Source organism: Amycolatopsis sp. NPDC021455 (genome assembly GCF_040640995.1).
Taxonomy (GTDB): domain Bacteria; phylum Actinomycetota; class Actinomycetes; order Mycobacteriales; family Pseudonocardiaceae; genus Amycolatopsis.
Map to the genome: position 1 here is coordinate 16,790 of NZ_JBFACT010000020.1, position 21,732 is coordinate 38,521.

Consider the following 21,732-nt stretch of genomic DNA (forward strand, 5'->3'; position numbering starts at 1 on the left):
GGCTCAGTCTTCTCCGGCGGCTTGCCGGCGTTCGGCCGCGTGGCGCTCGTTCCAGGCCACGCGCATCGATTCGTGCCGCCGGCTGAGCTGCGCGCTGCGGCGGGCCTGCCAGGGTGAAGGGGCGAGGCGCCGGGTCACCAGCAGCTCGTTCGGTGCGTAGTCGTTGCCGCTGCTGGTGACCTCGAGGCCCGCCGCGGTCAGGATCCTGCGTATCGCCTCGCCCATCGCCGCGTGGATCTCGGACAGCAGCCCGTTGAACTCGGCGCACTCGGGACCTTCCCGGTGCGGGTCGTCGCCCCAGGCTTCCTGCGCGGCGTCGGCGAGCACGGTGTGCACCTGCCAGTCGACGAGCACCCCGCCCAGGTCCGGCAGGTCGACCGCCGCGACGGCGCCGGCCACGCCGACCGGGCGTTCGCCGGGAACGACCGGCAACCCCGCGGCCGCCAGTTCGTCCTGGACGATGAGCAGGAGGGCGTCGAGCCGGTACCGCCGGTCCTTGTCTTCGTCCGCGGTGGTCATGTGCTTCCCTTCGGAGCGAGCCGCCTGATGAGATCCCGCAGCCACGGTTCGGCGATCGCGGGTTCCCGGCTCACCCCGCGGACGAGCTTCTTCCGCACCGCGGGGGAGCGGCCGGCCTCGACGATGGCCACGGCTTCGGCCAGCGCCCGGCGGGTGCGGTCGTCGTGCGCCGGGGAGCGGACCTCTTCGACGGCCCACATGTCCCGGCGGAACGATCGGGTGAGCTTCGGCTGGTGGTCGGCGAGGTAGCTGATCACCGTCGGCTCGACCGAGACGTTCCGGATCGAGCCGGCAGGCAGGTCCCGCACCCATTCGGCGTGCTGGTGCCACCGGTGGGTCTTCGGGCTGGTGGGTCCGCGCCAGGTCAGGCCGACGATCCGGATCCGCCGCCGGATGGCGGGCCAGTCCGCCCGCTCGCCGGCGGCCCAGTCTCGCAGGATCTCCAGCAGGTGCCCGAAGGTACCGCCCGACGACACCACGTCGACGAAGGTGATCGGCCGGGAGCCACGGGTGAGGTCCTCCGGCGCCAGGCCGTGGGCGGCCAGGTTCGCCCGCAGCTGCGCCACCTCCGCCGGCCGGAGCGGGCCCAGCTGCGGGTGGTCGATCCATCCGGTGGAGAGCGGCAGCAGGTGCAGCCGGCCCGGGTCCGGCAGCGCGCCGCCGAGGAGGTCGAACACGGAGTCCGCGGACCGGCCGACGAAGTACAGCTCGCCGTCCCCGGACCGCGCGAGCACCTTCGCGGCGCAGTCGATCAGCTCGTCGAGGAACCACAGGCCGGGCTCGGGAACGCCGTCGAGCAGGGTGCCGAGGTGGTCCGGGCGCACGAGGTCCCAGCGGAACGGCCGGACTGCTTCGAGCACTGGTGATCCCCCTCGGTTCGCCGTGAGCCTAGAGCGCGGCGCCCGCGGCCGTCAGCCGGTTTAACGCGGCCCGCCATCTCGTAACACCGCGGTAGCGCCGTGGAGCGGTGCCCGAAACGCGGCACCCCGAACCTCGGAGGCGAACGAGGGAAGGGGAAACGCATGCTGCAGGTTTCGCCGGAAATCGGCACCTGGCTCGCCCGGCGCAGCAGCAAGGCCGGCGACTGGACCACCCGGGAGCTCGTCGCGGCCAAACGCGGCACCACCGTCTCCGTGGTCATCCCGGCCCGGAACGAGGAAGCCACCGTCGGCGCGATCGTCGGCGCCATCCGGGACGATCTCCAGGGCACGCTCGTCGACGAGATCCTCGTCGTCGACAGCCACTCCACCGACGCCACCGCCGAGGTGGCCGCCGCCGCGGGGGCCACCGTCGTCGCGCAGGACGCCGTCTTCCCCGGGCTCGACGGGCTGGCCGGCAAAGGCGAAGCGCTGTGGAAGGGCGTCGCCGCGACGAGCGGCGACCTCGTCGTCTTCGTCGACGGCGACCTCTACGACTTCACCACCGACTACGTCACCGGACTGCTCGGGCCGCTGCTCACCGACCCGTCGGTCGCCTACGTCAAGGGCTTCTACCACCGCCCGCTCGGCAGCGAGGCGGACGGCGGCGGCCGGGTCACCGAACTCGTCGCGCGTCCGCTGCTCAACATGTTCTGGCCGGAGCTCGCCGGGTTCGTCCAGCCCCTCGCGGGCGAGTACGCGGGCCGCCGGGAGGTGCTGGAGAGCATCCCGTTCGTCGCGAACTACGGCGTCGAGATCGGGCACCTCATCGACCTGCTCCAGCTGCGCGGCCTCGACGCGCTCGCCCAGGTCGACCTCGGCCACCGCGCGCACCGCCACCAGAGCACCCAGGCACTGGGCCGGATGGCCGGGCAGATCATGCAGACGCTCTTCGACCGGCTGGAACGCCACGGCCGCCTGGTCACGGCGGTCCCGCCGGCGACGATGCTCGCGCAGTTCCGGCGCGGGACGTCGCCCGGCGTCGAACGCGAGATCGTGCTGACCGACCTCACCTCACCGCAGCGCCCGCCCCTGAACAGCCTCGCCCTGCGGGACATCGCGTAGCCCGGGCTGCCAGCCGGGCGGCCCGAACACGTACCCCGCGCGCTCCCGCCACGTCCGGGCCGCGCGCAGGTCGCGCAGGATCGAGCCGTACTCGTGGAAGCCGACCTTGAGCAGGTTGTACGTCCCGATGTTCTTGGTCAGCCCGTAGGTCGGCCGCTTGCCTTCGGGCACGAAGCTGCCGAACAGGCGGTCCCAGACGATGAGGATGCCGCCGTAGTTGGCGTCCAGGTATTCGGCGTCGCTGCCGTGGTGGACGCGGTGGTGGGACGGGGTGTTGAAGACGTACTCGAACCAGCGCGGCAGCTTGCCGACCTTCTCGGTGTGCACGAAGAACTGGTAGACGAGGTCGATCGACAGTCCGGTCAGGATCATCCACGGCGGGATCCCGCACAGCGCGAGCACCGACCAGAACGGCAGCTGGAAGTACGGGGTCCACTTCTGGCGCAGCGCGGTCGAGAAGTTGTAGTGCTCGCTGGAGTGGTGCACCTGGTGGCCCGCCCAGAGCAGCCGCACGCGGTGGCTGGCGCGGTGGTAGGCGTAGAACACCAGCTCCTGGCCGAGCAGCATGAGCACCCACGTCCACCAGTCGCGCGGGTCGAACCGCACCGGCGCCAGCTCGAACAGCGCCGCGAAGACGACGAGCATCACCAGCCGGAACAGCGCGTTGACCCCGACGGCGACCGTGCCCATCAGCATGCTCGTCCGGGTGTCCGCGACGCTGTAGCCGACGACGTTGTCGTCGTGGCCGAGTACGTGCACCGCGACGATCTCGATCGTCACGAACAGCAGGAACACCGGAACCGCGAACAGCACGGGGTCGCGCAGGTGTGCCAGGAACTCGGCCACGTTGCCTCCTCTGATCTGACCATCCGGTAACTTACCCTCGGGTCACTTTACGCACGGTAGGCTCTCGCGGGTGACGGAGTCAAGGGCGGTCGGGACCAAGGGCATGCCGCGCGAAGAGCGCGTGGCCCAGCTCGTCGTGGCCGGCACCGAGGAGTTCGGCCGGGCGGGGTACTCGGGCGCGTCCATGGTCGAGATCGCGCGGCGGGTCGGCGTCACCAAGCCGCTGCTGTACCAGTACTTCGGCTCGAAGGAGGGGCTCTACCTGGCCTGCCTGCACCGGGCGGGCGACCGGCTCACCGAAGGCGTGGCGACGACCATGGCCGCCGGCGGCGAGCCCGACCAGATGCCGCTGAAGGTGCTGTCGGCGATCTTCACGACGTTCGACCACGACCGCTACGCGTGGCGCCTGCTGCGCGACCCGACGGTGCCGTCCACTGGCGACATCGCCGCCGCGGCCGCGGACTACCGGCGCCGCCTCGACGCGTTCGCCCTGCTCGGCGCGACGCAGCTGCTGACGTCACGCGGCCTGGCGGACCCGGTGGACATCGAGGCCGTCGCGCAGGTGTGGACCGGCGTGGTCGACTCGCTGATCAGCTGGTGGATCGACCGTCCGGACGAGGACGCGGACGCGATGACGGCCCGCTGCGCCCGGATCATGGGCGGCTTGTTCGGCTGGTGAGGCCCGGCCTCGTCGTGGACGGAGATCTGTCCATAGTGGACATGAGCATCGCCGTGGACCACGGTACGCATACGGGTCAGCGTGCCAGAGCTCACCGACAGTTTCAGTTCGCCGCTTTTGTCGGTTTCCGGCGACACGGAGAGTGCACTTCGCCGATTCGTTGCTCGAATGGCGTAGCGAAACCGGGCCGGTTCGCGATTAATCTGGGAAGCCGTTCCGTCGAGAGGTGTCCCATGCCCGAACCTGCCGCTCCCGTCCCGGCCGATCCCCGGCTCGCCGCGCGGTTCACCGAGGATCTGCTCGACGGGTGCCGCGTCCTGGCCAAGGACTTCGGTTACCGGCCGGCCCAGTTCGAGCGCATGGTGCGGGAGCACGGCGGCGTCGAGGCGGCCCGGCTGCTGCTCCGCGGGGCGGGCACCGCCGGCGGGTTCACCGTTCTCTGGGAGAAGAACCAGCTCGGCCGCAGCTCCGAGGCCACGATGCTCCGCGAGGAGTACGCCGAGCTGTTCACCCCCGACGAGCTCCTGCTGGCCCGCCGCCGGCTGGAGGAACACGGCTTCGACGTCGACGCTCACCTGCGCCGGGTGGCGGAGTCACAGTAGGGCGGCAGTGTCTTGGAAAGGGAGCGGCAGGGGTGACCGGCGCCGCTCCGGTCACCCCTGCCGCGGCTTCTAACCGGCCGACGCGCTGGACTTGCCGCGCAGCTTGACGTTGGCCGTCGAGGCGCCCTTGATCGCCGTTTCGATCTGGGCCATCGTCGAGGACGACGTCAGGCCCGGGACCGTCGCGGTGTTCAGGGCGTAGAGCGTGAACGTGTACGGGTGGCTGGAGCCGCCCGGGCAGGGGCCGAAGAACTTCTGCGCGTTCGCCCCGCTGCCCATGGCCTTCTGCTTGGCGCCACCCTGGTTCGGCACCGTGTAGCCCGCCCCGAGACCCTCCGGCAGCGAGCGGGTGGCCGCCGGGACGTCCCAGATCGCCCAGTGCAGCTTGTTACCGTCGTTGGCGACGTCGGCGAACACGACGGCGTAGCCCTTCGCCCCTTCGGACGCGCCCCACGCGAGCGGCGGCGACGGGTCCTGGCCCGCCGTGCCGTCGCCGGCGCAGGTGTACTTGTCCGGGATGGTGGCGTTGTCGGCGAAGGCGGAGCTGGTCAGCTTGAAGCCGCTCGGCGTGCCGCCGGGGAACTTCAGCCGCACGATCACGTTGTCCAGCACCGACGGCGTGCCGCCGTTCTTGTCGTTGTTCGTCGACGTCAGCCACAGTCCGCCGTCCGGCGTCTTCGTGACCGAGCGCAGGCGGCCCCAGCGGCCGGAGAACAGCGTCGACACCGTGCCGACGCCGGTGCCGGCGGAGTTGATCTGGGTGGCGAACAGCTGCTCACCGGTGACGCCGGCGATGTAGATCCAGTCGTTGACGATCTCGACCCCGGACGGGCCCGCCTGCGAGGTCGGCCACGTCTTCTTCGGGGCGATGTAGCCGCTGCAGCTGCCCTGCGTGCCTTCGCAGCTCGGCCAGCCGTAGTTGCCGCCCTTCTGGATCAGGTTGAGCTCGTCCTGGCTGCTCTCGCCGAACTCCGCCGCCCACAGCTGGCCGCGGGAGTCCCAGGCCAGGCCCTGCGGGTTGCGGTGGCCGTAGCTCCAGACGTACCGGGCGTTGCCGCCGGTGGCGTAGAACGGGTTGTCGCTCGGCGCCGAGCCGTCCGGGTTGAGCCGCAGGATCTTCCCGTTGAGCGAGCTCTTGTTCTGCGCGTTGTCGCTGTTCTTCGCGTCGCCCACGGTGGCGTACAGCTTGCCGTCCGGGCCGAACTTGAGGCGGCCGCCGTTGTGGTAGCGGTTCTTCGCGATCCCGGTCAGCACCGGCGTCGACGTCGACGACAGCGTGGTGCCGTCGTAGGTCATCTTCACGATCCGGTTGTCGCCGGAAGCGGTGTGGTAGAGGTAGATCGCGTGGTCGCTCGCCCAGTTCGGCGAGATCGCGAGGCCGAGCAGGCCGCCTTCGCCGTTGGTGCCGACCGCGCCCGGCACCTTGCCCAGCGTGGTCTTCTGGCCGGACGGCGTCACGAGCAGGATCTCGAACCGGTCCCGCTCGGTCACCAGCGCGTTGCCGTTCGGCAGGAAGTCCACCGCCCAGCCGAGGTCAACCTTCGCGATGTCCCGGTCGTACTCCGGGATCCCGCCCGCACCGCCGGGGGCGCTGGTCTTCGCGGTGACCGCGTTGCTCGCCGCCGAGCTGTTGCCGTCGGGGTCGCGGGCCTTCACGGTGAACGTGTAGGAGGTGTTCGGGTTGAGGTCGGTGACCGTCGTGCTCAGCGACGTCGTGGTCGCGACCTTCGTGGCGCCCTGGTAGACGTCGTAGCCGGCGATGGTGCCTCCGTCGTCGGTGGAAGCGTTCCACGCCAGGGAGACGCTGTTCGCGGTGACGCCGGTGGTGCGCAGGTTGCCCGGCACGGTCGGCGGGGTGGTGTCGTCGCTCGGCGGGGTGGTGAAGGTGACGACGTTGCTCTGCTGCGACGGGTTGCCGGCGGCGTCGAACGCGCCGACCGAGATGTCGTAGGCGGTGTTCGGGGTCAGGTTGTCGACCGTGGCCGTCGTGGTGTTCCCGTCGACGGTCTTGAGGATGTTGCCGCCGCGGTTGATCTCGTAGCGGACGACGCCGACGTTGTCCGTCGAGGCGGTCCAGGTGAAGGTCGCCGCGGTGGGCAGGATGTTGCTCGCCTTGAGGTTCGTCGGCGCCGACGGCGGTTCGGGGTCGACCGGCGCGGTGAAGGTGTCGGTGAGCTTGTCGGCGTTCGGGCCGCCGTTGGCGGTGGTCGCGGTGGTGCGGACCTTGTTGACGCCGGCGGTCAGCTGCACGGTCGCGGTGACGGTCTTCCACGTCGTCCACGCGCCGGTGGCGGGGAAGTCGACGGTGCCCTTGTCGCCGCCGTCCACGGTGAGCTTGACCGGGCGGTTGTCGGCGGTGCCGTTGGCGTAGCGGAAGGTCAGCGTGTGCGTGCCCGCCTGGGCGGCGTTCACGGAGTATTCGACGTAGCTGCCGACGACGTTGTCGAAGTTGACGAACCCGGTGCCGGAGTAGCCGGCGTGGTTCGACTCGACCGCGCCCTGGACGATGGTGGCGTTCTCGGACTCGTAGTCGGTGTCGGCGGCGAAAGCGCTTACCGGGCTGAGCGCGGTGAGGCCGAGCGCCGCGACGGCGGTACCGGCCAGTACCGCGCGCCACGGTGGACGGGGTGCCACTGGGAGCCTCCTGCGTGGGTCGGGGGACAGGGGGTGACCGGGGCGGATCTGGTCGGCGGACCACCGGCGCCAATAGTTAGGAAAGTTTCCTATTTATGGGTGAGATCACACACCCTGCAAGCGGGCCCTGTCAATAGTCGACACGGCGGGTCACCCACCGTGCCAACGGTTTCCCGCTCAGCGGGGCGGATGCGCCCGGACGGCCCAGCGGCCGGGCTTCAAGCGCCCCAATGTGGCGTTGGTTGCGTCCAACGCACCGAACGCCACATTGGGTGCGTTGGACGCACCGAACGCCACATTGGGTGCGTTGGACGCACCCAATGCCACATTGGGGCGCTCTGAGCCGGCCGTTCACGGGGTCAGCAATCCCCAGTAGATGGCCCACGGTACGAACGCCACGCCGCCGGCGAGCAGCACGCCCAGCCGTAGCGTACGGGCGCGCCACCACGCCACCGCCGTGGCGATCGTCGCGGCCACCGCGCCCAGCGAGAGCAGCTGCAGCGCCAGCCACGGCAGCGGGCGCCCGAGGATCACCGGGCCCAGTCCCTTGCCCATCGTCGTCTGGATCAGCACGTCGACGACCACGAACCCGAGCACCGCGAGCAACCCCGTCGCCGCCAGCCAGCGAGCCGGACGGGCACCACCGCGGACCAGCCCCCAGCCGAACGCCACCAGCAGGAATACCAGCACGGCCGGCTGCAGCCACGGCGACTCGTACCAGGCCGGCGCGGTCACGGCGGCGCTCTGCCGGTCCTGCGCCGGCGGCGGGTCGGCGCTCGACGTCGCCGACGCCGCCGATAGGCCGTGCACCCACGTGCCGACCAGTTCCAGGTAGCCGGGTGCGTACCCGGGCAGCTTGTCGAAGCCGTCCGTGGTGCGCCGCAGCTGGTGCTGGGCGTCCGGGAAGACCCGCAGCGTGTGGTGCGCGACGGAGTCCCGGAAGATCCGGACCGCCTCGCCCGGCGGGGTCAGGACGTCCTTCGCGCCCCACAGCCCGAGCACCGGCTGACGCAGGCTCTTCAGCACCGGCACGGGGTCGTAGCGCGCCTCGGGGAACACCCCGCCGCCGACGAGCTGGCGGATCATCGTCGACGATGCCATCCGCACGATCGAGCCGTCCATGGCCAGGCGGCGCAGCTGGTTCTCGATCGCCCACGCCTGCTGCCGCGCGGGCTGGACGCCGTTCGCCCCCAGCGTCACCACGAACGCGACGTCCGAAGACCTCGACGCGGCGAGTGGCGCTACCCAGCCCCCTTCGCTCAGCCCCCAGACGCCGACCCGCGCCGGATCGACCTCGGGACGTTTCCGCAGTGCCTCGACGGCGGCCAGCGCGTCGTCCGCGAGTGTCGAGTACGAGCGTTCGAACTGCGAGTAGCCCTCGGTCCGCTTGTCGTAGATGAGTGTCGCGATCCCTTGCCGCGCAAAGGCTTCCGCCTGGTCGCGGTAGTCCTCCCGGCTGTGTGCCCCCGAGCCGTGGACCATCACCAGGCCCGGCAGCTTCGTGCCGCCGGCCGGTGCGACGACGGTGCCGTGCAACGTCACCCCGCCGTTTTCGAAAGTCACGTCGCCGTCCGCCGCCGCCGAAGCCGGTGGCGCCAACGCCGTGACGGCCAGGATCACCCCGGCCAGTAGAGCCCCCTTGAGCATGTGAAACCCCCTGGTGTCATGTCATTCCCCTGGATCCGGGAACGCGAGCAGGCGCACGAGCACGCGCCGCGCTTCCGGTGACCGGTCCTCCTCGGCGCGCCAGTACCGGCGGAACAGCTCCATGTAGTCGTTCCAGAACTGGTGCAGCTCGTCAGCGGTGAGCCAGGTGCCGCCGCGCGCGTAGAGCAGTGCGTCCGGCCAGTCGCCGGGCAGCTCGTCGCGCTTTTCCGCGAACCGGTCGAGCTTTTCGAGGTCTTCCTCGAACCCCTGACGCTGCATGTCGTCGAACAGCACCCGGGATTCGGCGCTTTGCTCACTGCGACGCGGCCAGCGGATGTCCCGCGGGCGCGTCCGCCACCACCGCTCCTTGCCCCGGGCCAGCTCGGGGACGTCTTCGACGAACCCGAACCGCGCCAGCTCACGCAGGTGGTAGCTGGTCGCGCCGGTGTTCTCGCCCAGGGCTCGGGCGAGCTTCGTGGCCGTCGCGGGGCCCGCCGACAACACGCCGAGTATCCGGCGGCGCAACGGGTGCGTGACGGCCTTGAGGGCGTCCGGGTCCAGTTCTTCGGGTGGTGGAGCGCTGGTCATGACGCCACTGTAGCCATGCAAAGGAAATTGTGCAAAGAAATCTGTGCACGCTCGGCGGGCCGGTGCCCGGCTATGACTTGTCTAAAGTGGACCTACCAGATCGGGTGGTCGCTGAACTTCCGCAGCGTCCGCATCGACGGCCGCACGTAGACCATCCCCGCCAGGAAACCCATGGTGGCGAAGGCGAGCGTCGAGAACGTCGTGAGCAGGTCCGGGGCCTGCAGCTCCGGCGCGTCGTTCCACACCTGGAACACGATCGGCACGGCGAAGGACCCGAGAATCAGCACGAGCGTCAGCACGTACGTGAACACGAGCGCGTTCCGGGTCGCCACGGCGCTGGCCACCACGAGGTAGTTGCCGCGCAGGCACCGGCGGCACGTCAGCACCAGCACGGCCAGCGCGAGCACGCCCAGCGGCGGCAGCACCGCCGCGGCCTTGCCGAGCAGGGTGTCCGGGAGCGCGTGGCCGTGGACGATGCCCTGCAGGTACGTGGTGAGCCCGAACAGCAGCACCATCCCGGCGACCATCGAACACCCGACGACCACCGACCCCCAGCGCACCCGGTCGGCGAACCGGGGCGGCAGCGGCACGAACTCGACCTGCCCGAACGTCCCCTGCACCCACCTCACCTCCGAAAGCCGTGAAGGCCACCATAAGGAACTTGAAGTTCCTCAAGGTGGCCTTCACGAAGATTCAGACCGAAAGGGCTAACTGGCCGCCAGCAAGTTGGCGCAGCGGATCAGCCCGATGTGCGAATACGCCTGCGGGTGGTTGCCGAGGGAGCGTTCCGCGATCGGGTCGTACTGCTCCGGCAGCAGGCCCGTCGGGCCGGCCGCCGCGACGATCTGGTCGAACAGCTCCTGCGCCTCGGTGCGCCGCCCGGTGAGCAGGTACGCCTCGATCAGCCACGCCGCGCAGATGTGGAAGCCGCCCTCGCCGCCCGGCAGGCCGTCGTCGCGGCGGTAACGGTACACAGTGGACCCACTGCGCAGCTCCGCCTCGATCGCGGTCACCGTCTGCTGGAACCGCTCGTCGGCCGGGTCGATCAGCCCGGTGAGCCCGACGAACAGCGACGCCGCGTCCAGGTCCGTGCCGTCGTAGGCCGTGGTGAACGCCTGGACCTCGTCGTTCCAGCCGTGGGTGAGGACGTCGGTCTTGATCTCGTCGCGCAGGCCCGGCCAGCTGCCGGGGATCTCCCGGCCGTACTGCTGCCCGAGCTTGATCGCGCGGTCGATCGTCACCCAGCACATGACCCGCGAGTAGACCCGGTGGCGCGGCACGTGCCGCTCCTCCCAGATCCCGTGGTCCGGCTCGTTCCAGCGTCGCGTCACGGCTTCCGCCATCGCGCGGACCATCTGCCAGTCCTCGTCGCGCAGCTCGCCGCGGGCCGTGGCCAGCGTGCCGACCAGCTCGACGACCGGGCCGAAGACGTCCAGCTGCACCTGGTGGTTCGCCAGGTTGCCGACGCGAACCGGGCGGGAACCGGCATAACCGGGCAGCGACTCGATGACCGCCTCGGCGCCGATGACGCTGCCCGCCAAGGTGTACAGCGGGTGCAGGCGCTCCGGGCCGGCCAGCGTGGCGAGCACGCCGTGCAGCCAGCGCAGGTAGCCCTCGGCCTCTTCGAGCGAACCGAGGTGCACGAGCTCCCGCACGGTCATCGCGGCGTCGCGGATCCAGCAGTAGCGGTAGTCCCAGTTGCGGACGCCGCCGATCTCCTCCGGCAGCGACGACGTCGCCGCCGCCAGCACGCCGCCGGTGTCGGTGTTGACCAGGCCGCGCAGCGTCAGCGCCGAGCGCAGCACCAGGTCGGTCTGCACCTTCGGCAGCTGCAGCTTCGACGTCCACTCGCTCCAGTAGCGGCCCGCGCGGTCGCGTCGCTCCACTTCGGACAGTTCGTGCGGGCCGAGGTCCGTGGTGCCGCAACGCAGCTCGAGCACGACCGGCTGGGTCGGCGTCGGCTGCACGAGCGCGGTCGCGGTGTCGTGCAGGCCGTCGGAGGTGATGGTCCACTCGACGCCCGGCGAGTACAGCACGAACGGCTCCGACGTGCCGAGGACCCGCACGCCGCCTTCGGTGACTTCCAGCTTCACCGGCACACCACCGAACTCGGGGCGCGGCGCGAACTTCACGGACGCCGCCGCCTCGCCGGAGATGACGCGGACCAGGTCCGTCCGATGTGGAGCGCTTTCCGGCTCGAGGTAGTCCGTGACGAGCAGGCGCGACCACCGCGTCTCGACCGTCATCGTGTTCGGCAGGTAGCGCTGGCCGAGCGGGAGGCCGTTGCGGTGCGGCTTGATGGAGAAGTGCCCGGCGCCTTCGCCGCCGAGCAGGTCCGCGAACACCGCGGGCGCGTCCGGGCCGGGGTGGCACAGCCAGGTCAGCTTGGCGTCCGGCGTCAGCAGCGCGACCGAGCGCTCGTTGGCCAGCATCGACAGCCGCTCGATCGGCGGCGCCGACTCGCCGTAGAGCCAGTTGCGGCGCTCCTCCAGGAGGAAGCCGAGGACCAGCGCGACGTCCACGGTGTCGGGCACGCGGAACCCGGCGAGGGTCTCGCCGTCGCCGACCTTGATGCCCAGGTCCGGGCCGGACAGGCGCGCGAAGGCCTTCTCGTCGGTGACGTCGTCGCCGAGGAAGATCGCCGCCGTCGCGCCGACCTGGTGGCGCAGGATGTCCAGCGCGCGGCCCTTGTCCGTCTGGACGACCGCGAGCTCGACGACCTCCTTGCCGTCGGTGGTCGAGACGCCCTCCCACTTCGAGGGACCCGAGTGCACGGCGGCCAGGACGCGGCGGCCCGCCTCGTGCTCGGCTCGGCGCACGTGCACCGCGATGCTGGCCGGCTTGACCTCGAGCGACACGCCCGGGACGTCCAGCACGAGTTGTTCGAGCTCCGACTCCAGCCGCCGGTGCAGCTCCCGCGCCTTCTCGTCGAGGGCGTGGATGAAGCCGATGTCGAACTCCGAGCCGTGGCTGCCGACGAGGTTCACCTCGGACGGCAGCCGCGAGAGCGTGGCGAGGTCACGCAGCGCGCGGCCGGAGATGACCGCGGTGGTGGTCTCGTGCAGACCGGCGAGCGATCTGAGGGCGCCGACGGACTCCGGCAGCGGCCGTGCCTCGTCCGGGTTCAGCGTGATGGGTGCCAGCGTGCCGTCGTAGTCGCAGGCGACCAGCAGACGCGGAGTACGGGCGATCTGCACGATCGCGCGCCGCAACTCGGCGGGCAGGGCCTCGGCAGTCAACACTCCTCCTCAGGAGCTCGTGCGTGGTCGTTCGGGTCAATCGACCGCTTCGGCACCCAACGCCTGTAGGAAAGAGCGCGCCCAACGATCGACATCGTGCGTGAGGACCTGGCGACGCATGGCGCGCATCCGGCGACGGCCCTCTGCCGGGTCGAGGGTAATGGCAGCCACCAGAGCGTCCTTCACCCCGTCCAGGTCGTGGGGGTTCACGAGGAATGCGCTAGAGAGCTCCGCGGCCGCGCCGGCGAACTCGCTGAGCACGAGCGCTCCGCCCAGGTCGTGCCGGGCGGCGACGTACTCCTTGCACACGAGGTTCATGCCGTCACGCAGGGGCGTCACGACCATGACGTCCGCGGCCGAGAAGAAGCCGGCCAGCTCGGTGCGGTCCACGGATTGGTGCAAATAGTGCACGACCGGGTGGCCGACGCGGGCGAACTCGCCGTTGATCCGGCCCACCATCTGCTCGATTTCGCCGCGCATCCGCTGGTAGTGCTCGACACGCTCCCGGCTCGGGGTGGCGAGCTGGACGAACGTGACGTCGTCCGGCTGCAGCCTGCCCTCGTGCAGCAGTTCGTGCAGGGCCTGCAGCCGCAGGTCGATGCCCTTGGTGTAGTCGAGGCGGTCGACGCCGAGCAGGACCGTCTTGGGGTTGCCGAGGTCGCGCCGCAGCTGCGCGGCCCGCTCCTGGACACCCTTGGTGCGGGCGAGGTTGTCGAGGCCGGCGGCGTCGATGGAGATGGGGAAGGCCCCGACGCGGACGGTCCGGTCGCCGACCTGCATGGTGCCCGGCCGCGACCGCACGCCGACCGCGCCGCGCGTCGACTCGAGGCCGATCAGCTGGCGGCACAGCCACAGGAAGTTCTGCGCCCCGCCCGGGCGGTGGAAGCCGACGAGGTCGGCGCCGGTCAGGCCGCGGATGATCGCCGCGCGCCACGGCATCTGCATGAACAGCTCGACCGGCGGGAACGGGATGTGCAGGAAGAAGCCGATGCGCAGGTCCGGTCTCAGCTCCCGCAGCATCGCCGGCACCAGCTGGAGCTGGTAGTCCTGGATCCAGACGGTCGCGCCCGGGGCGGCGACGTCGGCGCTGGCCTGCGCGAACCGGCGGTTGACCTTGACGTAGCTGTTCCACCACGCCCGGTCGAACACCGGGCGCTCGACGACGTCGTGGTAGAGCGGCCAGAGCGTCGCGTTGGAGAAACCTTCGTAGTAGTCGCGGACTTCGTCGGCGCTCAACGAGACCGGGTGCAGCACGAGCCCGTCGTCGTCGAACTCCTCCACGTCGACGTCGGGGATGCCCGGCCAGCCCACCCAGGCGCCCTTCCTCGAGCGCAGGAACGGCTCGAGGGCGGAGACGAGCCCGCCCGGGCTGGCCGTCCAGCGGCGTTCGCCGTCCGCCGTGCGTTCGAGGTCCACCGGAAGCCGGTTCGCCACCACGACGAAATCGGCCTGGTTCGTGTTCTCCTTCTGGTCACTCACAGCTGCTGCTCCTCGCGTCCTGGGTCGCGGCCCCAGAGTGAAACCCTATCGCGTGAGCGATGAACAGCCCGTGACCTCTGGGTTACTCCAAGCTCCGTTCCGTCGGTTCGAGCGGACCGGCCATGCGTGGTCCGGCGAACCGCCGTTCGAGCCTGCCCAGCCCGGTGCGCACCGGCTGAGCGAGCCATTCCCCGAGTACCACGCCCGCTGCCAGGGCAAGCCCGATCGCGACGGCCGTCATGAGCGTGGAGATGTCGCCGCCCGGCTCGACGCCGATCCGGTACAGACCACGGTAGGTCGACAGGCCCGGAAGCAGGGGAGTGATCCCGGACACGGCGACCACCAGCGGGGTGACGCCGAGTCGCCGCGCGAGCACGCCACCGCAGAACCCGACCAGCGTCGCGGCCACGGCCGACGAGCTGACGCCGTCGAGCTTGGCCAGCATGAGCGAGCCGTAGACGGCGGCGCCGATGCCCCCGGCCGCCGCGGCGACCAGCATCGCGCGCATCTTGGAGTAGCTCGCGAGCGCGAAGCAGGCGGAGGCGCCGGCCCCGCCGAGCACGACGAGCGGCAGCTGCTGCGGCGTCGACCCGGTCACCTCGGGCAGCGGCGTGCGCGGCAGGCCGAGCATGACGGCGATCCGCAGCGCCAGCACGACCCCGGCGATCAGGCCCGCCGACATCAGCGCCGTCTCCATGGTGCGGCCGGCGGCGGTGACGTTGTAGCCGGTGATGGCGTCCTGCACCGCCGAGACGGTCGACAGCCCGGACAGCAGCACGGTGACCGCGGCCGCGACCACCAGTGTCGGCTTGTCGGTGGTCAGGACGTTGCTGCTGACGATGACCATGGCCGACAGCGTCGCGACCAGGCCACCGACCACCTGCTGGAAGAAGAACGGCAGCCCGTAGCGGTTCACGACCCGGCCGACCCGGTCGATGACGCCGCTGATGACGAAGGCGACGAGCGCGATGTCGAACCCGCCGCCGAGCAGGATGGTGACGAACGCGGCGACCCCGCCCCAGGACAGCGTCGCGACCCAGCGCGGGTACGGGTGCGGCGCCGACGTGATCCGCTCGAGCTCGGTCTGCGCCTGCTCGGCCCCCATGTGCCCGCGGACGATCTTGCGGACGAGCTTCTCGGTCTCGGTCAGCCGCGTGTAGTCGAGGCTCCGGCTGCGCACGACGCGCAGCGCGGTGATCGGCGTCAGGTCGGTGCCGCGGTGACAGGTCACGGTGATCGACGTGAAGATGACGTCGACCTCGCAGTGCGGCAGCCCGAGCGCCCCGGCGATGGCGAGGATCGTCGCGGTGACGTCGGAAGCGCCGGCACCGCTGGCCATCTGCACTTCGCCGATCCGCAGGGAGAGGTCGAGCACGAAGTTGACGGTGGCCTCGTCGGGCAGGTTCGGACCCATCGCCTCTTCGGCGTCGACGGCGGGCAGCTCGCCGGTCGGAGCTTCGAGGACGTGCCACGGGCGTCGCTTGAGGAGGTTGGGACGGTGGGCTCGCGGCTTCGGTGTTTCGGGAGGTTCGAGGAGGGGCCATCTGGTCACGGTGCCCCCGTTGGTGCGCTCGTTGATCTTCATGATCCATCCACCTCCTCGTTCTCTCCACCGGACCATCGACGGGTACCCGCCGACCGTTGCATGGATCATGGAGTGGCGTCCACCACGTCGCTCCATAGTGGCCGCGACCAGGCGATCCTGCCTCCCGAGCGGATCATGGAAGGCGGCCCGATACACTGGGTGCGGGCGCTCCGGCGCCAGGCCGCTATAGCTCAGCTGGTAGAGCATCTGTCTTGTAAACAGAAGGTCAGGGGTTCGAGCCCCCTTGGCGGCTCTCGTCACCGGCCGCCCTTCCCGGGCGGCCGACTTCCGGTATCCCCGTGGGCGGACAGCTGCCGAGCTCACGAAGAATTGCTGCCGAATAGGCCGGGTGGTCACCGGCGCGCATAAATGCATTGACCTTGCGGCGTCAGTGCCCGATGATGGTTCCACACGAACGAACCGAGGAGAGACCATGACGCACATGCTGAGGCGAGAGGCGTGGCACACCGCCACCGTCGCGCCGTGCGAACTCATGTGTCTCCACCTGCGGCGACACGGCTTCCCGCCATGACCTAGCCCGTCATGCCAGGGAGCCGCCCATCGGGAAACCGAGCCGGGCGGTTTTTTTGTTGTGCCATTTTCTTATCGGCGTGCTTCGGAAGCGGCGCGGCCTCCAAAACCGCGGCCCGAGGGTTCGACTCCTTCCGCCGGTGCTCTTTGAAAACTTCATTTCCCTGCGCCTGTCTCGGCCGCGAAAGTGCGGGCGACGCGGGTGCGCCTCCGTAGCTCAGCAGGACAGAGCAGCGGCTTCCGAAGCCGCGGGTCCCAGGTTCGAGTCCTGGCGGGGGCACCACGGCGCGTTGGTCCAGCGGTACGGATCCCCGGTTCTCACTCGGGAGACCCGGGTTCGACTCCCGGACGCGCTACGCCCCCGTAGCCCAATTGGAAGAGGCAACGCGCTCAGAACGCGTCCAGTCCAGGTTCGAATCCTGGCAGGGGCACCGTGGCCGATGCCGAAGGAGACGAGGCCCCGGGCTGTGGCCCCGGGCGAAGCCGGTGCGAGTCCGGTCGGCCACTCACGCGCGCGGTTCGGCAGCCAGCGAGGCCTCATAAGCCCCGCCGACGTGGATCGACACCACGGCGCGCGACGCCACGACCCGTGTCATGACGGTCATGGGGCGGCCTGCAAAGCCGCTGCTACCGGGTTCGACTCCCGGGCGGGTCTCCACCGGCTCCACTGTGCGCATACCGCGGTAAGCCGAACGGACGCTATCCGTCCACTGTGAACCGGCATAGAGTCCCGTCCGGGCCCGTGACCGGGCGTTCTTTGGGGGAATCATGCGCACAGCACGCTCGTCGGTGACCGTCGCCCTGGCCGCCGCGCTCTTCACGCTCGCTTCGCTCGTCACCGGCTTCACCGCCACCGCGGCCGCGCTCAGCTCGCCGCCGTCGAGCTTCACCGCCGTCCAGCCGACGCGCTTCCTCGACACCGTTCGCGGGGTCGGCATCCCGGTCGGGGCCGTGGGCGCCAAGACCACCGTGACGGGCAGCGCGGCCGCGCTCGCGCCCGCGAACAGCACCGCCGTCGTGCTCAACCTCTGGGCGGAGAGCCCGACCGCCGACACCGCTATCACGGTGTTCCCACACGGCCAGGCCCGGCCGGCCCTCCCGAACCTGCTGGTGCAGGCCGGCAAGCGACGCTCCAACCAGGTCACCGTGCAGGCCGGCGCGGACCGGACGCTGGACTTCTACAACGAGGCCGGCTCCACCCACCTCATCGCCAGCATCGTCGGCTACTACTCGACCGATCCCGGCTCGCGGTACACGCCGCTGAGCCAGTCGGGGCTGCCGCTCGCCCAGATCGGTGCCGGCGTCACCACCAAGCTGAGCCTGGCGGACCGGGTCCCCGCGACGGCCACCGCCGTGACCCTCACCCTGACGCTGACCGAGCCGACCGCGGCCACCTACGTCACGGTCTTCCCGCACAGCACCCCGCGGCCGACCATGGCCAACGTCGCCGCGTACCCCGGCGGCCAGGGCTCGAACCTGGTCACCGTCAAGATCGGCGCGGACCGGTCGATCGACCTGTACAACCTCGCCGGCAACGTGAGCACGTACGTGGCGCTGGCCGGCTTCTACGCCACCGACTACGGAGCCCTGTTCACGCCGGTCGCCCCGGAGCGGGTGCTGGACACGCGCACCGGGCTCGGCACCACGGACGGCAAGCCCAGGAAGATCGGCGCGAACAGCGACCTCTCGTACTGGCTGCAGCCGTCGATCCCGTCGAACGCGCTCGCCGTCGTCCTGAACCTGACCGGCTACTCGGCGACCGCGAACACCGCCGTCACCGCGTGGGACCGCAATTCGGAGAACCAGCCGGACCCGACCCTGACCCTCACGCCCGGACAGACCATCTCGGTGGCGGCCGCGCCCCTCGTGTCGCCCGTCGGCCCGGCCGCGAGCACCCCCTACGACCAGACGCGCGCGGTCTACGTCCACAACCGCGCCGGCTCGGTCGACGTGACGGCCGACCTTTCCGGCTACTTCACCCTGCCGCCGGCCGACTGCCAGGCCGGGTGCGTGTCGGCGTGGGGCAGCTACTCGTGGCGGCAGGGCGATGGATACGTCGTGGTCCCGAAGCCGATGGCGGGCTTGAGCGGCGTCGTCGCCGTCGCGGGCTGGGCTTCCCACGGGTACGCCCTCGGCGCCGACGGAACCGTGCGCGCCTGGGGCTACAACTGGACCGGTGAGCTGGGCAACGGGTGGTCGTCGAGCGGCACCTCGGCCGCACCGGTGCCGGTCGTGGGCCTCACGTCGGTCACGGCGATCGCGGCCGGTCACAACCAGGGCTACGCGCGGCGCTCCGACGGCACCGTGTGGCAGTGGGGGCAGAACGCCGACGCGCCGGTGCAGGTCGCCGGGCTCACCGGGGTCACCGCCATCGCCGCCGCGCGGGACACCGCGTACGCGCTGAAGTCCGATGGCACCGTTTGGGCCTGGGGCAGCAACACCCGTGGCGAGCTGGGCAACGGCTCCACCGCGGCGAGTTCCGCCGTGCCCGTGCGTGTCTCCGGCTTGACCGGCGTCAAGGCCATCAGCAGCGGGGACGGCTACAGCGGTTACGCGATCAAGACCGACGGCACGGTGTGGGCCTGGGGCGACAACACCTACAGCCAGCTGGGCAACGGCGTCGCGTGCACGACCTCGAGCTGCGTGTCCCGCACGCCGGTGGCGGTGCCGGGGCTGACGGGCGTCTCCGCCGTCGTCGGCAACTGGTCGAATGCCTACGCTCTGCGGACCGACGGCACGGTCTTCGCCTGGGGTGACAACCGGAAGGGCCAGCTGGGCAACGGCTTCGACTGCGTCAACCCCGGCCCGGGCTGCTCCTCGGCGGTTCCGGTCCAGGTGCGCGACCTGACCGACGCCAAGGCCATCGGGTTCTTCGGCGGCGGCGGTTACGCGGTCCGCGCGGACGGCACGGTCTGGGGCTGGGGCGACAACTCCTCGTTCGCCCTGGGGCAGGGCGTCTTCAACTACCCCTACTACACGACGGTTCCGGTGCAGGTGCCCGGCCTGAGCGGCGTCAAGGCGGTCCTCGAAGGAGTGGCCCTCGGGTCGTGACCACCGGAAACTGTCGGTGGTCCGGTCTAGTCTCCGTGGGGAGTCCGGAACCGGGGAGGAAACGATGGCCACGACGCACACGCTGGAAACGCCCGAAGCCGACATCGTCTACGACGTCCACGGGCCGGCGCCCGCCGAGAGCCCGCGGCCGTCGCTGCTGATGATCGGGCAGCCGATGACGGCCGAGGGGTTCGGCACGCTGGCGTCGTACTTCCCGGAGCGGACCGTGGTCACCTACGACCCGCGCGGGCTCGGGCGCAGCGTCCGCAAGGACGGGCGGGACGACCACGTGCCCGCCGTCCAGGCGGAGGACATCCACGCGGTGATCCAGGCACTCGGCGCCGGCCCGGTCGACGTGTTCGGCAGCAGCGGGGGCGCGATCGCCGGGCTCGCGCTGGTGACCGCCCACCCCGGCGACGTGACGACCCTGGTCGCCCACGAGCCACCGCTGGTCAAGACGCTCCCCGACGCCGCGGCGGCCGAACGCGCGAGCAAGGCGATGCGGGACGCGTACCAGGCCCGCGGGTTCAGCGCCGGGATGGCGGCGTTCATGCAGCTGGGGGCGTGGAAGGGCGAGTTCACCGAGGACTACTTCGCGCTCCCACCGGCGGACCCGGCCCAGTTCGGACTGCCAACCGAAGACGACGGCCGCCGCGACGACCCGCTGCTGTCGGAAAGGTCGCTGGCGGTGACGGATTACGAGCTCGACGTGGCGGCGTTGACGGAGGCGCCGACGCGTGTCGTGATCGCTGTCGGCGAGGAGTCGCGAGAGGTCTTCACCGGGCGCACGGCGCTGGCGACCGCCGCGCTGCTCGGGCAGGAAGCGACGGTGTTTCCGAGCCACCATGGGGGTTTCCTCGGTGGTGAGTTCGGTTATGCCGGGCAGCCGGAAGCCTTCGCGGCGAAACTGCGGGAGGTTCTGGGAGGCTGACCCTCCTCTGCTGAGGTGTGGCGGTGGCGCTGCCCACCATCCAGCGGGAGCTCGGCACCGGCGAGTCCGCGCTGGGCGGCACGCGTCGGACGGAACGACGGGCCGCGAAGGCATGCGCCTGGTGGCTTGGTCCGTTCTGGAGTACGAGGGCGCCGAGCCGGATCCGGACCACACGGCGCGGACCCAGCGCTGGCGGGATCGATGGACCAGATCACGGCGATGAAGGCCGACGGGCGGCTGCTGGGCCGTGGCGACCCGGCGAGCCTGAAGGTGCTGCTGATGGCCGCCGCGATGGCGCTGGTGACGCTGCCGAACGTGGTCGAGGGCCTGACGGGCAAGGATCCGGCTTCGCCGGAGTTCGTGCGGCAGTACGCCGACCAGCCGGCCCGGCTGATCGAGCACCTGAGGCCCGGACAACCGGCCTGACGGTTCATCGCGGGGTTCACGACGATCCCTCAGTGCTCAACGGGTTCCGTGGTGGACACCGTTCGGCCGGAGCCGGGCGTGGACGCCGGTGCGGCAGGTCCGGCTAGGGCCAGGCCGGCGACCAGCGCGAGCGCGACGATGAACAGAGCCGTGCGGACGAGGGCGGAAACAGAACAGACGACCATCATGGCGGGCTCCTCAAGGTTTCCCCGATTGCCGGGGTTCGACGGGTCCGCGGTGTTCGCGGAATACCTTGATGGTGCGCGCCGGTAATGTGACTCGACAAGGCGTTTCCTGTTGCAGGAAACGGCCGGACCCGGAAACCCGGGCGGTCGCTCACGGCTCGGTGGCGCGAGCGGAGACCGTGCTTCCGGGCGGTCTGCCGCCGGCTGGAAGCCGACGGCGACCGCGGTCTTCGGAACTCAATGCGTAGTCATAACGGCGACCTCACGACCGATTCGGCTTCTCCGGCGTTGATCGGTACGACGTGGGGCTTCGCTACCACCGGCGGCCGGGTGGCCGGGAAGTGTCGTGTTTTTGACTGGTTTTTCGCAGGTGAGAACCACGACGGCGAGCTACGCGGTGGGTGTCCCACGCGACAGAAGCGAGACAACGCGGGGTGCGTTGCAACGGATTTCGCCGTGGTCGCGACTGGTCCTCATGAATGCGGCGTCCATTCCTGAAGCCGCCCGAAGATTCGAGGAACGATGAACGCGAGGATTCTGCTCGTCGCGATCGTGATCACGCTGACCGGTGGGGGCGCCGCCGCCTGCACGGCCGACCCGTTAGACGTGACCTGCCAGGAATACGCCGGTCTCGGGGAAACCCAGCAGCTGGACCTGGCCGCCCGATGGGGGTCTCCCGCGCGTGACCGCGTCGACGCGGCGGGCCGCATCGTCGCCCCGCGGTACCGGAGTGACCTGCTGGGCTATTGCCGAACGCATCCGGACGACAAGTTGAAAGATCTCGAGATCACCTTCCGGTGAGCACGAT

Annotated in this window: 17 protein-coding genes and 5 tRNA genes; 12 read left to right on the top strand and 10 right to left on the bottom strand. The window is 70.5% G+C overall.

Features of this window, described 5'->3' with window-relative positions:
* Positions 1-3 precede the first annotated feature (3 nt).
* Both AB0G28_RS22745 and AB0G28_RS22750 read right to left on the bottom strand, forming a co-directional pair.
* Positions 4-519 (bottom strand): hypothetical protein, encoded by a 516-nt coding sequence (locus AB0G28_RS22745; protein WP_361092126.1) that lies wholly within the window; start codon positions 517-519, stop codon positions 4-6.
* Positions 516-1,379, bottom strand: a complete 864-nt coding sequence (locus AB0G28_RS22750) for a hypothetical protein (protein WP_361092130.1) — start codon at positions 1,377-1,379, stop codon at positions 516-518. Before AB0G28_RS22750 ends, AB0G28_RS22745 begins: the two co-directional genes overlap by 4 nt.
* Before the next feature lie 162 nt (positions 1,380-1,541).
* Between AB0G28_RS22750 and AB0G28_RS22755 the strand changes: the two genes are divergently transcribed.
* On the top strand, positions 1,542-2,501 hold the full coding sequence (locus tag AB0G28_RS22755) for a glucosyl-3-phosphoglycerate synthase (protein ID WP_361092133.1): 960 nt from the start codon (positions 1,542-1,544) through the stop codon (positions 2,499-2,501).
* On the opposite strand, the gene AB0G28_RS22760 is transcribed toward AB0G28_RS22755, so the two are convergent.
* Entirely contained in the window at positions 2,451-3,347 is an 897-nt protein-coding gene (locus AB0G28_RS22760) for a sterol desaturase family protein (RefSeq protein ID WP_361092136.1), read from the bottom strand. The genes AB0G28_RS22755 and AB0G28_RS22760 overlap by 51 nt on opposite strands.
* 70 nt (positions 3,348-3,417) lie before the next feature.
* On the opposite strand from AB0G28_RS22760, the gene AB0G28_RS22765 reads away from it, so the two are divergent.
* Complete coding sequence (locus AB0G28_RS22765; RefSeq protein ID WP_361092139.1) at positions 3,418-4,026, top strand: TetR/AcrR family transcriptional regulator; 609 nt, start codon at positions 3,418-3,420, stop codon at positions 4,024-4,026.
* Positions 4,027-4,259: 233 nt separating this feature from the next.
* The gene (locus AB0G28_RS22770; protein WP_361092142.1) at positions 4,260-4,628 is read left to right on the top strand and encodes a hypothetical protein; all 369 of its coding nucleotides are present in this window, start codon (positions 4,260-4,262) and stop codon (positions 4,626-4,628) included.
* Positions 4,629-4,697: 69 nt separating this feature from the next.
* Here the strand turns inward: AB0G28_RS22770 and AB0G28_RS22775 are convergent, their stop codons facing one another.
* From AB0G28_RS22775 to AB0G28_RS22805, 7 genes are all read right to left on the bottom strand, one after another.
* Positions 4,698-7,262 (bottom strand): PQQ-dependent sugar dehydrogenase, encoded by a 2,565-nt coding sequence (locus tag AB0G28_RS22775; RefSeq protein WP_361092145.1) that lies wholly within the window; start codon positions 7,260-7,262, stop codon positions 4,698-4,700.
* 351 nt (positions 7,263-7,613) lie between these two features.
* Positions 7,614-8,882, bottom strand: coding sequence for an alpha/beta hydrolase (locus tag AB0G28_RS22780; RefSeq protein ID WP_361092418.1), 1,269 nt, complete (start codon positions 8,880-8,882; stop codon positions 7,614-7,616).
* 48 nt (positions 8,883-8,930) lie between these two features.
* Complete coding sequence (locus AB0G28_RS22785; protein ID WP_361092148.1) at positions 8,931-9,497, bottom strand: helix-turn-helix domain-containing protein; 567 nt, start codon at positions 9,495-9,497, stop codon at positions 8,931-8,933.
* A 92-nt stretch (positions 9,498-9,589) separates the two neighbouring features.
* Positions 9,590-10,117 carry a hypothetical protein gene (locus AB0G28_RS22790; protein WP_361092151.1) on the bottom strand — a complete coding sequence of 176 codons (528 nt, stop codon included), beginning with the start codon at positions 10,115-10,117 and terminating at the stop codon, positions 9,590-9,592.
* Positions 10,118-10,204: 87 nt separating this feature from the next.
* The gene (gene otsB / locus AB0G28_RS22795) at positions 10,205-12,739 is read right to left on the bottom strand and encodes a trehalose-phosphatase (RefSeq protein WP_361092154.1); all 2,535 of its coding nucleotides are present in this window, start codon (positions 12,737-12,739) and stop codon (positions 10,205-10,207) included.
* A gap of 33 nt (positions 12,740-12,772) precedes the next feature.
* On the bottom strand, positions 12,773-14,215 hold the full coding sequence (locus tag AB0G28_RS22800) for a trehalose-6-phosphate synthase (protein ID WP_361092157.1): 1,443 nt from the start codon (positions 14,213-14,215) through the stop codon (positions 12,773-12,775).
* An 82-nt stretch (positions 14,216-14,297) separates the two neighbouring features.
* Positions 14,298-15,800 (bottom strand): threonine/serine exporter family protein, encoded by a 1,503-nt coding sequence (locus AB0G28_RS22805; RefSeq protein WP_361092160.1) that lies wholly within the window; start codon positions 15,798-15,800, stop codon positions 14,298-14,300.
* Between the two features lie 180 nt (positions 15,801-15,980).
* Between AB0G28_RS22805 and AB0G28_RS22810 the strand changes: the two genes are divergently transcribed.
* The 9 genes from AB0G28_RS22810 to AB0G28_RS22850 all read left to right on the top strand — a co-directional run bounded on the left by AB0G28_RS22810 (position 15,981) and on the right by AB0G28_RS22850 (position 21,725).
* A tRNA-Thr gene (locus tag AB0G28_RS22810) sits at positions 15,981-16,053 on the top strand.
* Positions 16,054-16,537: 484 nt separating this feature from the next.
* Positions 16,538-16,614 (top strand) — tRNA-Arg (locus tag AB0G28_RS22815).
* 1 nt (position 16,615) lies between these two features.
* A tRNA-Glu gene (locus tag AB0G28_RS22820) sits at positions 16,616-16,687 on the top strand.
* A gap of 1 nt (position 16,688) precedes the next feature.
* Positions 16,689-16,762: transfer RNA gene (locus AB0G28_RS22825), tRNA-Leu, on the top strand.
* 153 nt (positions 16,763-16,915) lie between these two features.
* A tRNA-Cys gene (locus AB0G28_RS22830) sits at positions 16,916-16,989 on the top strand.
* A 110-nt stretch (positions 16,990-17,099) separates the two neighbouring features.
* Positions 17,100-19,382 (top strand): hypothetical protein, encoded by a 2,283-nt coding sequence (locus tag AB0G28_RS22835; protein WP_361092163.1) that lies wholly within the window; start codon positions 17,100-17,102, stop codon positions 19,380-19,382.
* 64 nt (positions 19,383-19,446) lie between these two features.
* Positions 19,447-20,313, top strand: a complete 867-nt coding sequence (locus AB0G28_RS22840; RefSeq protein ID WP_361092166.1) for an alpha/beta hydrolase — start codon at positions 19,447-19,449, stop codon at positions 20,311-20,313.
* A 201-nt stretch (positions 20,314-20,514) separates the two neighbouring features.
* Positions 20,515-20,739, top strand: a complete 225-nt coding sequence (locus tag AB0G28_RS22845) for a hypothetical protein (RefSeq protein WP_361092169.1) — start codon at positions 20,515-20,517, stop codon at positions 20,737-20,739.
* 707 nt (positions 20,740-21,446) lie between these two features.
* Complete coding sequence (locus AB0G28_RS22850; RefSeq protein ID WP_361092172.1) at positions 21,447-21,725, top strand: hypothetical protein; 279 nt, start codon at positions 21,447-21,449, stop codon at positions 21,723-21,725.
* Positions 21,726-21,732 lie beyond the last annotated feature (7 nt).